The 12,084-nt window shown below is 72.3% G+C and carries 12 protein-coding genes; 5 read left to right on the top strand and 7 right to left on the bottom strand.

The genetic code is table 11. The annotated features are described in order from the left end of the window. Position 1 precedes the first annotated feature (1 nt). Positions 2–280: a hypothetical protein gene (locus ACFZDK_RS18985; RefSeq protein WP_390973808.1), complete on the bottom strand. Its 279-nt coding sequence runs from the start codon at positions 278–280 to the stop codon at positions 2–4. Here ACFZDK_RS18985 and ACFZDK_RS18980 point away from each other — a divergent pair. Both ACFZDK_RS18980 and ACFZDK_RS18975 read left to right on the top strand, forming a co-directional pair. After that, a complete protein-coding gene (locus ACFZDK_RS18980) occupies positions 272–397 on the top strand; it encodes a hypothetical protein (protein ID WP_390973806.1) in 126 nt (41 codons plus the stop codon). The genes ACFZDK_RS18985 and ACFZDK_RS18980 overlap by 9 nt on opposite strands. 424 nt (positions 398–821) lie before the next feature. Further along, positions 822–2,459 (top strand): hypothetical protein, encoded by a 1,638-nt coding sequence (locus ACFZDK_RS18975; protein ID WP_390974241.1) that lies wholly within the window; start codon positions 822–824, stop codon positions 2,457–2,459. Positions 2,460–2,615: 156 nt separating this feature from the next. Here ACFZDK_RS18975 and ACFZDK_RS18970 read toward each other — a convergent pair whose 3' ends face one another. Together ACFZDK_RS18970 and ACFZDK_RS18965 are read right to left on the bottom strand one after the other, a co-directional pair. Further along, positions 2,616–4,913 carry an FUSC family protein gene (locus ACFZDK_RS18970; protein ID WP_390973804.1) on the bottom strand — a complete coding sequence of 766 codons (2,298 nt, stop codon included), beginning with the start codon at positions 4,911–4,913 and terminating at the stop codon, positions 2,616–2,618. 135 nt (positions 4,914–5,048) lie between these two features. Beyond that, positions 5,049–5,819, bottom strand: a complete 771-nt coding sequence (locus ACFZDK_RS18965) for a polysaccharide deacetylase family protein (RefSeq protein ID WP_390973802.1) — start codon at positions 5,817–5,819, stop codon at positions 5,049–5,051. Between the two features lie 248 nt (positions 5,820–6,067). Between ACFZDK_RS18965 and ACFZDK_RS18960 the strand changes: the two genes are divergently transcribed. Next, positions 6,068–6,670: a TetR family transcriptional regulator gene (locus ACFZDK_RS18960; RefSeq protein WP_390974239.1), complete on the top strand. Its 603-nt coding sequence runs from the start codon at positions 6,068–6,070 to the stop codon at positions 6,668–6,670. Between the two features lie 209 nt (positions 6,671–6,879). Here ACFZDK_RS18960 and ACFZDK_RS18955 read toward each other — a convergent pair whose 3' ends face one another. From ACFZDK_RS18955 to ACFZDK_RS18945, 3 genes are all read right to left on the bottom strand, one after another. Next, positions 6,880–7,944: an LLM class flavin-dependent oxidoreductase gene (locus ACFZDK_RS18955; RefSeq protein WP_390973800.1), complete on the bottom strand. Its 1,065-nt coding sequence runs from the start codon at positions 7,942–7,944 to the stop codon at positions 6,880–6,882. Further along, positions 7,944–8,450: an SRPBCC family protein gene (locus ACFZDK_RS18950; protein ID WP_390973798.1), complete on the bottom strand. Its 507-nt coding sequence runs from the start codon at positions 8,448–8,450 to the stop codon at positions 7,944–7,946. The genes ACFZDK_RS18955 and ACFZDK_RS18950 overlap by 1 nt, the downstream gene beginning before the upstream one ends. A gap of 82 nt (positions 8,451–8,532) precedes the next feature. Further along, positions 8,533–9,033, bottom strand: coding sequence for a winged helix-turn-helix transcriptional regulator (locus tag ACFZDK_RS18945; protein WP_390973796.1), 501 nt, complete (start codon positions 9,031–9,033; stop codon positions 8,533–8,535). A 148-nt stretch (positions 9,034–9,181) separates the two neighbouring features. Here ACFZDK_RS18945 and ACFZDK_RS18940 point away from each other — a divergent pair, with 148 nt between their 5' ends. Together ACFZDK_RS18940 and lpdA are read left to right on the top strand one after the other, a co-directional pair. Next, positions 9,182–9,880, top strand: coding sequence for an SDR family oxidoreductase (locus tag ACFZDK_RS18940; protein ID WP_390973794.1), 699 nt, complete (start codon positions 9,182–9,184; stop codon positions 9,878–9,880). Positions 9,881–9,941: 61 nt separating this feature from the next. Continuing rightward, positions 9,942–11,339 carry a dihydrolipoyl dehydrogenase gene (lpdA, locus tag ACFZDK_RS18935; RefSeq protein ID WP_390973792.1) on the top strand — a complete coding sequence of 466 codons (1,398 nt, stop codon included), beginning with the start codon at positions 9,942–9,944 and terminating at the stop codon, positions 11,337–11,339. Between the two features lie 68 nt (positions 11,340–11,407). Here the strand turns inward: lpdA and ACFZDK_RS18930 are convergent, their stop codons facing one another. Continuing rightward, complete coding sequence (locus ACFZDK_RS18930; RefSeq protein ID WP_390973790.1) at positions 11,408–11,836, bottom strand: VOC family protein; 429 nt, start codon at positions 11,834–11,836, stop codon at positions 11,408–11,410. Between the last annotated feature and the right edge of the window lie 248 nt (positions 11,837–12,084).

The raw sequence follows: 12,084 nt of genomic DNA, 5'->3' as shown, positions 1-12,084 counted from the left end.
ATCAGGGCGCGGCGAGGACCGCCGTGGCGCCGAAGCCGACGCCGACACCGAGCGGCTTGCCCATGCCGAGCCAGCCGGCGAGTGAGGCGCCGAGGGGGCGGGTGAGGACGTACGAGGCCCAGAACGCGGCGATGGCGTTCAGCCCGGCGCAGCGGAGCAGTAGCCACGGCACGAGGATCGCCGCGGTGCCCAGGGCGAAGGTGAGCAGCACGGTGAGCCAGTAGAAGACCTCGCGACCGAGCGGACGGTGTGGATCGACACCGTCCGCTCGGTGGCGCACCAGGCGGCGAAGCACCCGGCCAGGGCGATCGCGTACCCGGTCGTCGTGACCGGCAGGGGCACGTGCAGTCCGCTCCAGCTCCGGGACCGGGTGCAGGTCGTGATCTTCGCCTACTAGCACCGACTGCGCCCGCACGGAGCCGGACCGCTCACGCCCGCGCGCCGGCGGTAAGAGACGGGTGTCTTACCGGTGGGTGGTTTCACGCGAACCGCTTACCGACTACATCCTTGTAGACGTCAGGTGAACTGGAGATGATCGAAACGGGGCGTCCATTCGCCCCTGCCCTGAACGGCGAGAGCGTGAACTCCGTGCCGGGGCGGTCGGACGAGCCTCCGGCGCGGCGGCACCGGCCGGTCCAACACCTGCGGTTGCCGCCCTGCGGGGGGCGAGGCAGAGGAGGCAGTCCTTGGCTGACACCCATCCTGGCGGAGTGGGCGTCGAGACCCGTCGTCGTGCCGCGCCGCACCTGGCGGCGCCGCCCCCGACCCGCACGCTGGCCCGAGGCGTCCCGGACGCCGGACCCCAACAGTGGCACCGGGGTATGACCCTGATGGCCACGATCAGCCTCTTCATCGGCACGCGCGCCGCCTGGACGACCGCGATGGCCTCGCGTCCGCCGGTCGCCGCCGTCATCTCCGTCTGCTACGCCTCGATCCTCGTCTGCGCCGTCCTCGCCCTCCTCGTACGGAGCCGCCGGGCACTGATCAGGGTCGACGCGGCGGTACTGGTCACCGCCGTCGCACTGGTGATCTGCGGCTACCTGCTCGACCACGCGGGCACGGACGAAGCCGCGCTGACCGCCCAGGCCGCGAACCAGATCCTGCACGGCCGTCCGGTCTACGGCCAAGCGTGGCCCTGGTTGTTCGACACGCACGGCGTCGGGGTCACCAAGACCATGTCCGGCGGCGCCGACTACACGTACGGCTATCCCCCGCTGACCGCCCTGCTGGCCGCACCGGTGCACGCCGTCCTCCACTCGACGGCAGCCGCGACCCTGGTCCCCACCGTCGCGCTGCTGGCCTCCTCGGTCCTGCTGTGGTTCCTGCTGCCGGCGCCCTGGCGATCCGCCGGTACGGCCGTCTGCCTCGGCTTCGGTCTGCTGCCCCACTATGCCTACGCCGGCTATCCGGCCGTCACGGCCCTTGCCCTGCTCGTCCCCGTCGTGGTCCGCTGGCCCGGCACGGGCGAGGGCGGCAACCTCGGACCAGGGGGCGTCCTGCGGGCTGCCTGCCTGGGTGCCGCCTGCGCCGCCCAGCAACTCGCCTGGTTCCTCGCCCCGTTCCTCCTGATCGGCCTGTACGCCGTCCGGCGAGGCGAACTCGGCCCCCGGCGCGCCCTCGCGGTCACCGCCCGCTATACGGCCACCGCCGCTCTCACCTGGGCCGCGGCCAACGCGTACTTCGCCGTCCAGGACTTTCCCGGCTGGCTGCACGGCATCCTGCTGCCACTCGACCAGAAGGCGATCCTGCACGGCCAGGGCGTGATGGGCATCTCCTACTACTTCACCGACGGCAGCAGCCGCCTCGACTTCTACTCGTACGGCAGTCAGCTGCTCCTGCTCGGCCTGCTCGCGGCCACGCTGCTGTTCGTCCGGCGGCTCGGCCCGGCTCTCACCGTCCTGCCGTGGCTCGCGTTCTACCTCGCCACCCGCTCCCAGGACGGCTACTTCCTGATGATGACCCCGCTGTGGCTGGCGGCCGCCGCCACCGTCCCGGCCGCCGCGTTCGCCACCGCCTGGCAGCCGCGCCTGCCTCGCTTCGCCAACCGCCGCGCCAAGGCCGTCGTCGCGGCCGGGTTGCTCGTCCCCGCTCTCGCATGCGTGGTCATCGCCGCCGCGAGCCCGCCGCCCCTGCACATGAGCCTCACGGCGCACTTCGCCAAGCATGGGTCGCGTGTCGGTGTCACCACCATCGACGTCCGGGCCGTCAACACCACAGGCACGGCGCTTGAACCCCACTTCGCGAGCCGAACCGGCCAGGGCGCCTCCAACTGGTGGACCATCGCCTCGGGTCCGGCCGTGCTGGCCCCGCACGCCTCCGCCGACTACCGAGTGGAGCCCGAGGGGGGTTTCCGCGCGATGCCCGGCGGCCACGGGCCGCGGAGCTGTCTCATCGCCGTCACCGGCACCCCGATGACGATCACCTCCGCCCCCATCCCGGTCGGTTCCGCAGTCCGGTGAGAGGGTGGGCCGGGCAGGTCGCGCTCTACCGGCCGGCACGATCAGGCCGAACGCCCGGCACGTCTCCATGAACGCACCCATCGGTACTCCACCTCATCGTCGTCGCGTCCTCCTCCGCGCAGGTCCCGCGGCCAACTGTTCGTGTCTCCCCTGCACTCAGCGGGTGCGGCCCTTGCGGGTCCAGCTGTGGTGGGCGCGGGCCTGGGCTCGGGCGGCGTCGGCGAGGCCTGGTTGGAGGCGGCGGGCGGCGTCGACGTGGTCGTCGGTCCAGATGACCCGGACGGCGACGGGGGTGGCGCGGCCCTGAGCGTCGCTGAGTTCGGTACGCACGGAGTCGACGAGTCGCGCGGCGCCCTCGGGCCACAGCGGGACGACGTCGGGGACGGTCGAGCGGCCGCCGAGGCTGGCGGCGAACTCGTGGTACCAGCCCGTGACCTGGGCCGCCGCCCCGAGGACGGCACGGTGGGCGTCGGCCCGGACCGCCTGGACCCGGGCCAGGTCCTCGCCCTGCCACAGGGAGACGACCGCGTCGCCGGCCAGGCGCAGCCCGACGACGCCGGTGACCAGGGTGGTCGTACAGGCCAGTGAGAGCGGCTTGGCGCCGCGTTCGGCCAGGTAGCTGCGGAACGCGTCGTCGAGACGGCGGGCGGAGGCCGCCGCCTCGCGGCCCTGCGGATCGGGGTCGACGGGACGGTGGTGGCCGAGGGCGTAGTCGACGGCGCCGCCGAGGTAACCCGCGCTGTCGTGGTAAGCGTCGGCGAGCGCCTTGTGGACGGCGGCCCGGGCGCCGCGCGGCCAGAAGAACACGGCGACGAGGATGCTGACCGCGCACCCCAGCGCGATGTCCTGGACGCGCAGCAGGGCGATGTGCCAGTTGGGGTCCTGGCCGATGTTGAACAGCACCACGAGCGTCACGGTGAACGCGGCCTGCCCGGCGGCGAAGGAGACGGCGGCGGGCGCGATGCCGGCGACGAGGACAGCCACGGGGAGCACGAACCAGAGCGCGGTGCCGTGGTGGCCGATCAGATGCAGCAGTGCGGCACCGACCACGGAGCCGGCCACCGTCCCCAGCACCGCGCGGACGGCGTTCTGCCCGGTGCTGAGCGCGTTGGAGCGCAGCACGGACAGGGTGCCCAGCAGGACCCAGAAGGAGTGCCCCACGCCGGTCACCCCGGCCAGGTACACGGCGATGCCCAGGCCGACGGCGCCGCGCAGACTGTTGTGCAGCCACACCGAGTCGGGACGGAGATGGGTGGCGGCCCGTTCCCGGGCGGCGGCCAGCGGCGCGGCGAGGGCGCCCGGCTCACGGCCGAGGAGCCGCTCGGGCCAGCTGCGCTGCCAGGCGGTGGCCGCCGTGTCGACGTTGGCGGCGATCTGCAGCACGGCGAAGCCGACCTCCTGGGCGCGGAAGGAGACGTCGAGCGTGGCGATGAACCCGTAGACCTCCGCCGTGCTGGTGCCGCCCGGGTGCTCGGCGGGCACCTGGACGGTGGAGCTGTGCTCCATCCCGGCCAGCGCCGCCCGCAGCCCCTTGACGTTGGCCCGCAGCGGGCCGGGGTCGCCGTTCAGGTCCGTCAGCAGGTCGCAGGCCGCCTCCAGGACGCGGGCGGCGGCGCGGCGCACGGTGTGCGCGGCCGGATCACAGCCCGGGGGCTCGTCCGTGTAGTCGGACCGGTCGACGAGGACGGCGCACAGCCAGGTGAGCTCGTCCACCAGCCGGACCAGGGCACGGGAGCTCGCGGACAGGCCGGTGGGGCGATAGGGGGTGGCGTCGAAGACGCCCCGCAGGTCCGCGCGGCTGTCGGCGGTACGCTCCGCCGCCGCCCGGCACCGGTCGGCGTCGGACACCGGCCCGTCCGGGCCCGGCAGGGAGGCCCGGGCGCGCAGATACCCGGCGGCGGCACGGCAGACGGCCGCCGCCGGGGCGCTGAGCGGGTCGGCGACGGGACGCGGCCACAGCAGGGCGACGGCGGGAAGCGCCACCGCCGCCGCCAGGCCCGCGCCCGCGAGACGTTCGGGCAGCTGGGAAAGGGGCACCGGTGCGCTGACGGGCAGCACGAAGGCCAGCAGCAGCGCCGTCGAGCTGCCCGCCAGTACCGAGCTGACCACGCCCGCGAAGAGGATCGCGAAACCCACCAGGACCGTGCTCAGCACGGCGAGCCACAGCTGTCCGGCCGCCAGCGTCCCGGCACAGATCAGCACCAGCCAGGCCACCGCGAGAGCAGCCTGGGCTCGCAGCCGTTCCACCATCGGGCCGGAGTAGTCGACCAGCAGCAGCATCGAGAACGACCCGAACGCGGCATAGCCCGCCATCGTCGGGGAGCGGAGCACCTCGGTGCACAGGGCGAACAGGGCGGGCATCACCAGCGCCGTACGCGCCGCCCGCCGGGTCGCCGCCAGGTCCGGGTCCCTGTCGCGCAGCCACGTCACCCAGCGTGCTGCCCGCCCCGACATGCACACCTCCAGCTGGGCCCAGGGCAGCCGGCCCCGCCGCCGCGCCGCGCACACCACCCATATGCGGCCACGGCCGGGCCGTCCGCAACATTTGCCGGGGGCGGGCGGCGCCCGGGCGGGAGGCGTGCCCCGCGCTCAGCGCACCGGGAAGCCGAAGGAGTAACCCTGCTCCTTCAGCCACGGCAGCACCTCGCGCAGTGCGGCCACGGTCTCGGAGCGGTCGCCGCCGGCGTCGTGGAAGAGGACGGTCGGGCCGTTGGACATCTCGTCCTTGACGGTGGCGACGACGGCCTCCGTGCCGGGGCGTTCGAAGTCCTTCGAGTCGACGTTCCAGCCCAGCGGGCGCATGCCGTGGGAGGCGGCGAGCTTGCGGCTGTACGGGGTGAAGGCGCCGCCCGGAGCCCGGTAGTAGAGCGGTCGTACGCCCCCGGACGCCTTGGTGATCATGCGTTCCGCGTCGAGGATCTGCTGGGACTGGTAGGCCTCGGACTTCTTGTCCATGGTGACGTCGTGCGACACCGTGTGGTCGCAGAGCCGGTGCCCGGCCGCCACCACCGCCTTGACCAGGTCCGGGTGCGCCTCGGCCTGCGGGCCGATCATGCAGAACGTGGCCTTGACGCCGTACTCCTTGAGGACCTGGAGCACCTGGGGCGTCCAGACCGGGTCCGGTCCGTCGTCGATGGTGATGTTCACGCCCCGGGCGCCCTGATCCGAGGCGTGCGCGATCTCCACCGACACCGGGGCCGCCTTCGGGGCGGTGCGGTGCGCCGAAGTCCCGGCTCCCGACCGGGTGTCGACGGGACCGGCCTGCGCGGTCCACAGCGAGGCGGCCACGGCCACCCCCGTGACCCCGAGCGCCGCCGCGGCCACCTGGCCGTACCATCCCCGTCCGCCGTGCCGCGCCATGTCCGCCCCGATCCTTCTCGTTCAGTCGATCTCGTGCACCCGTCAGGACGGGTGACAGCGGCTGTCGGCTCCGTCCGTTACCGATCACGGACAATTCCGCGAGAGTTCTGCGACAGACGCTCCGCGTGACCTCTAACGCGGCGCGGGGCGATCGGTGTTGGCGGTGACGGAAGAACACGGATCGACTCGGACGGCCCCGCCCCCAGCGCGCCCGCGGTGAGGCTGCCAAGCAGCAGCGCGAGCGGGAGATCCTCGATGCCGCCCGCAGGCTCGGCACCGAGCGCAGCGTGCGCGAGGTCACGCTCACCGACATCGCCGCCGCCGTGGGCATGCACAAGTCCGCGGTGCTGTGCTACTTCGAGACCCGGGAGCAGATCTTCCTCACGCTCACCGGCGAGGGCTGGCGGGAGTGGTCGACGGCGCTGCGCGCACGGCTGGACGAGCTGACCGGCGCCGGCCACGAGGAGATCGCGGCCGCCGTCGCCGAGTCGCTCGTCGCCCGACGGTTCTTCTGCGACCTGCTCGCCCAGGCGCCGCTGAACCTGGAACGCAACGTGTCGCTCGACTCCGCGTACGAGTTCAAGACCGTCGCGCTCGGCGAGGTCACCGCGATCGCGACCGTGTTGCGCGGGTTGCTCGGGATCGACGAGAGCGCGGCCGTGGACGTGATCTCCACGGCCACCGGCATGGCCGGCGCGCTGTGGCAGATGGCCGCACCCGGCACCCACCTGCGCGAACTCTACGAAAGCCACCCTGAGTTGGCGCACGCCGTGATCGACGTCGAACCACGGCTGACCCGCATCCTGACCGCCCTGCTGGACGGGCTGCGCGGCACGGCGACGGACTCCTGACGCGCCCCTCCCGGCGCGGTGCCGACGATCGATGAAACCGGCGACCTCAGGGTCACAGCCCGCAACCACCCGTCGCGTCGATCACCCGCCCCGGTCACCCGGCGCGCGTCGTCCGAGGCGAGGAAGGCCACCACGCCGGCCACGTCCTCCGGCTGCCCAGCCCATCCCATCCCGGCGCTGCCACCGGGCGCCGGGAAACCGAGGAACCCTCAGGCGCCCTCGGCCCGGCCCAGTTCGTGGACCAGTTCGATCGCCCGGCCCAGCGTGTTCAGCCGCTCCCGCGGTGTCTCCCCGGCCGGGTAGAGGCGGACGGTGTCCACGCCCGCGTCGTGCCAGACGGCGAGTCGCTCGCGCACCATGGCCTCGGTGCCGATCAGCGTCGTACCGAGCACCATGTCGTCGGTGACCAGGGCGGCGGCGCCGTCCCGGTCGCCGGACTGCCAGCGATCGCGTACCTCGGCGGCGACCTCGGCCCAGCCCTGGCGGCTGTAGGCGTTGTTGTAGAAGTTGGTGGACGCCGAACCCATCCCGCCGAGGCTGAAGGCCAGTTCCTTCTTGCGTCCGGCGACCATCGCGCCGAGCGCCTCCTCGTCGGCGGCGAAGGCGACCTCGGCGCCCTGGCAGACGTCCAGGTCCGCGCGGGTACGACCGCTGCGGGCGAGGCCCTCGTCGAGGTGCGCGAAGTAGGCGTCGGCGGCGCCCTCGGGCACGAAGCTGGTGCCCAGCCAGCCGTCGGCGACCGCACCGGTCAGCCGGAGCATCGCGGGGGAGAGGGCGGCCAGGTAGACGGGGATCTCGTGCTCGGCGCGCATCGACAGCCGCATCGGGACGGCCTCGCCGCCCGGCAGCGGCAGAGTGAACTCCTCGCCGGAGTAAGTGAGTCGGCCACCCTCGACCACCCGCCGCACGATCTCCACCGTCTCGCGCATGCGCCGCAGCGGCCGGGCGAAGGAGACACCGTGCAGCCCCTCGATCACCTGCGGGCCGGAGGCGCCGAGACCGAGCAGGAACCGCCCGCCGGACAGGTTGGAGAGCGTGACGGCCGTCTGGGCCACGGCCGTCGGGGTCCGGGTGCCCAGTTGCATGACGCCCGAGCCGAGCAGCATCCGGTCGGTGAGCGCCGCGTAGTACCCGAGCGCCGAGGGCGCGTCCGAGCCCCAGGCCTCGGCGACCCAGCAGACGTCCAGGCCCAGCTTCTCCGCCTCGACGACGAAGTCGGCCTGCTGGGACCAGTGTTCGCCGCCCGAGGCCTCGATCGTGGTGGCCGTCCGCATCACGCCTCCGCCCGCTGCTTGATCTGCGCCAGAGTGGCGGTGATGCTCCGTTCGAACTCCCGCAGCCGTACGAACACGATCTTCTGTTCCTTCTCCGGCATCCGGTCGATCGCCACCGACAGCCCCGAGCGCCCCGGACCCAGCTGCATCCACTGCGCCAGTTCGGTCCCGCCGTCCCGGGGCCGCAGCCGGAACCGCCAGACCGCGGAGGGCTCGGCGGGGTCCTGCACGGCCCAGGCGAGGACCGTCTCCGGCACGTACTCGATCACCTGGGAGGTGGTCTCCCACGTGCCGAACGCCTCGTGCTCGCTGCGTCCGACGAACCTGGCCCCCACCGCCGGCCCCGCGGCCCCGTCCAGCCAGGCGACGGACCGGAGTTCCTCGCTCATGTCCGGCATCAGCTCGATGTCGCTGACCAGCGCCCACACCGTGGCCGGTGGGGCGTCGATCCAGGTCCGTACCTCGACCGTCGGTCTGTCCGCGTAGCACGCGCCCGTCCACTCCAAGGCTGCCGGCCTCCTTGCCGTCAGGGATCTGACCTCCAGAGTTGCTATATGAGACTCACCCTGTCAAGAGGCCGTGCCCCGCTCAGTCGGTGCCGAAGCGTCGCCGCACGTCCGGCCGCAGCTTGAGCCGCTCGGGGTAGCCGGGCCCCATCCGCATCGAGGTCTCCTCGGACCGCAACGGCGTCCGGCACTGGGCGCAGACGACCTCGGGCGTGGTGTCGTGGTCGCAGGCCTCGTGATGGAAGACCACCGGGACGCCCTGCTCCCCGGCCAGCCACCGGTCGCCCCACGCGGACATCGCGGCGAGCACCGCGAACAGGTCCCGCCCCTTCTCCGTGAGGACATAGTCGTAGCGCGGCGGCTCGGCCTCGTACAGCCGCTTCTCCAGGATCCGGTCGTCCACCAGCCGGCGCAGCCGGTCGGTCAACGTGTTGCGGGCGATGCCCAGTTCATGCTGGAACTCGTCGAAGCGACGGATCCCGTAGAACGCTTCCCGCACCACCAGCGGCGTCCAGTGGTCACCCAGCAGATCGACGGTCCGTGCGATGGAGCACGGCCACTTGGCGAACGACATCCGTTTCATAGCCCTAGGATAGCGAGTCTCAGTATGAGACCCAGCTGACGGCGGCCTTCCCGTAGCGCCCCGCCGGGGTCACATGGACATCGATGCTCGGCGCGCTTTCACTGGTCATGACGGGTTCCTTCGCAGCGGTGGAACGAGGTGTCCGACCATGAAGATCGAGGGATCGGTCGCGCTGGTGACCGGAGCGAACCGGGGGATCGGGCTGGCGTTCTCGCGCGCCCTGCTGGCCCGGGGCGCCGCCAAGGTGTACGCGGGCGTCCGCCGGCCGGAGGACTTCGCCGAGCCGGGAGTGGAACCGCTGCGCCTCGACGTCACCGACCACGACCAGATCGCGGCCGCCGCCCGGACGGCGTCCGACGCGACCATCGTGATCAACAACGCGGGCATCCAGGCCGGGCCCGGCCTCCTGGAGGGGCCGCTGGACGGCGCCCGGCGTGAGCTGGAGGTCAACTACCTGGGCACCTGGGCCGTCTCGCGGGCCTTCGCGCCGGTACTCGCCGGCCACGGCGGCGGCGCCCTGGTGAACATGCTGTCCGTGGCGTCGTGGCGCTCCACCGAGCGGTTCCCCAGCTACGCCGCGTCCAAGTCGGCGCAGTGGTCGCTGACCAACGCGCTGCGGGTCGCCCTGCGGGAGCAGGGCACGCTGGTCGTCGGCGTGCACGTCGGCTGGGTGGAGACCGACGCCACCGTGCGGGTCGACGAGCCGAAGACGGATCCCGCCGAGGTGGCCGCGCGGACCATGGACGCGATCGAGCACGACGAGCCGGAGGTGCTCGTCGACGAGACGGCCCGCCGGGTGCGTGCCGCGCTGTCCGGGCCGCTGGATCTCCTCTACCCGACCGCCTGATCGCCTGATCGTGCGACGGTGGAGTGAGCAGATCGACCCGACACCACGGTGAGGTGGAGACATGCACACCGATTTCGACGTCGCCGTCCTGGGCGCCGGGCCGGGCGGCTATGTGGCCGCGGTCCGCGCCGCCCAGCTGGGCCTGCGCACCGCGATCGTGGAGGGCCGTTTCTGGGGCGGTGTCTGCCTGAACATCGGCTGCATCCCGGCGAAGGCACTGCTGCGCAACGCCGAGGTGGCCCAGCTGATCCTGCACGACGCGGAGAAGTTCGGCGTGAAGATCAGCGGAGAGGTGAGCCTGGACTACCGCGCCGCCTACGAGCGCAGCCGGGTGGTGGCCGACGGACGCGTCAAGGGCGTCGGCTATCTCATGCGCAAGAACAAGATCGAGCAGTTCGAGGGGCTGGGCACCTTCCTCGACCCGAACACCCTGCAGGTGCGCATGCGGGACGGCGAGACGACGCTCTCCTTCCGCTCCTGCATCATCGCGACCGGCTCCACGGTGAAGCTGCTGCCCGGGACGGCACTCGGCCGGCGTGTGGTCACCTACGAGGAGCAGATCCTCTCCGACAGCCTCCCGGCGAGCCTGGTCATCGCGGGCGCGGGCGCGATCGGCGTCGAGTTCGCCTATCTGCTGCGGTCCTACGGTGTCGACGTCACCCTGGTGGAGTTCCTGGACCGGATCGCACCACTGGAGGACGAGGAGGTCTCGGCCGAACTCACCCGGCGCTTCAAACGGCAGGGCATCAAGATCCTGACCTCCACCGCCGTGCAGTCCATCGAGGAGACCCCGGACAACGTCCGCGTGACCGTACGGCAGGGCGACACCGAGCAGGTCCTGGAGGCGGAGAAGGTCCTGCAGGCCACCGGCTTCCAGCCGCGCACCGCCGGTTACGGGCTCAGCAGCACCGGGGTCCGGCTCACCGAACGCGGTGCGATCGACGTCGACGGGCACTGCCGCACCAGCCAGCCGCACATCTATGCCATCGGCGATGTCACGGCGAAGCTGATGCTCGCGCACACCGCCGAGGCGATGGGCATCGTCGCCGCCGAGTCCATCGCGGGCGCGGAGACCATGGAACTCGACTACCGGATGATCCCGCGCGCCACGTTCTGCCAGCCGCAGATCGCCAGCTTCGGCTGGACCGAGGCCGAGGCGCGCGCCCAGGGCTTCGACGTCCGCGTGGCGAAGTTCCCCTTCACGGCCAACGCCAAGGCGCACGGCCTCGGCGACACCGTCGGGTTCGTGAAACTCCTCAGCGACGCGCGGCACGGCGAACTCATCGGCGGCCACATGATCGGACCGGACGTGACCGAACTGCTCCCCGAGCTGACGCTGGCGCAGCAGTGGGATCTCACGGCGTACGAACTCGCCAGGAACGTCCACGCCCATCCGACGCTGAGCGAGGCGGTCCAGGACGCCCTGCACGGACTCGCCGGACACATGATCAACCTCTGACGCGCGCTTGTGCGGGGACTGAGGCCCGCGCCGTCGTACGAGGACGAGGACGCGGGCCCGGGGAACCGCTAGGGGCGGACGTAGGGCCGGGTCATGATCTCCATGTTGTGGCCGTCGGGGTCCTCGAAGTAGGCGCCGCGACCGCCGAACAGGCCGTTGGTGCGGCCGGGTTCGGTGTGATGGGGGTCCGCGTAGTAGGTGACGCCGGCCGCCTCCAGCCGGGCGATCATCCCGTCGAACCCCTCCTCCGGGACAAGGAAGGCGTAGTGCTGGGACTGGATCGGCTCGTCCTGCTTCTCGTAGTAGTCGAGCGTGACGCCGTTGCCGAGGTCGACGGGGAGGAAGGGCCCGAACGGGGTGCCGACCCGCAGGCCCAGGACGGCGGCGAGGAACTCGGCCGACCGGTGCCGGTCGGTGGCGTAGATGTTGGTGTGGTCGAGCCGGACGGCGGCCGACGGCCGCTCGGATGCGGGCAGGTGTGACTGAGCAGTGGGCAAAGGTGTCTCCGGTCTCGGGATGCGCGGGAAGAGGGCGCCGCTTGCGGGCGCCGGGGCGAGGACGCGGAGGGAACGGCGGACCCCTGGCCCGCCTCGTGCTCACGCCGAGGCCGGGAACCTCACTCGTGCGTGGCCCATGGCCGACCCGGCAGTCACCCGGCCGACCCTAGTGCCGACTGCCCACCGGGGCAACGGAGTTGTCCGGCGTTCCGCGCACCGCGCTGCCGGTGCGCGCGTCGACCACGACC

The sequence above is a fragment of the Streptomyces sp. NPDC007901 genome (genome assembly GCF_042959465.1).
In the GTDB taxonomy this organism is placed as follows: Bacteria; Actinomycetota; Actinomycetes; order Streptomycetales; family Streptomycetaceae; genus Streptomyces.
Note: the sequence above shows the minus strand (reverse complement) of the source record. Positions and strands in the feature narration are given on the sequence as shown.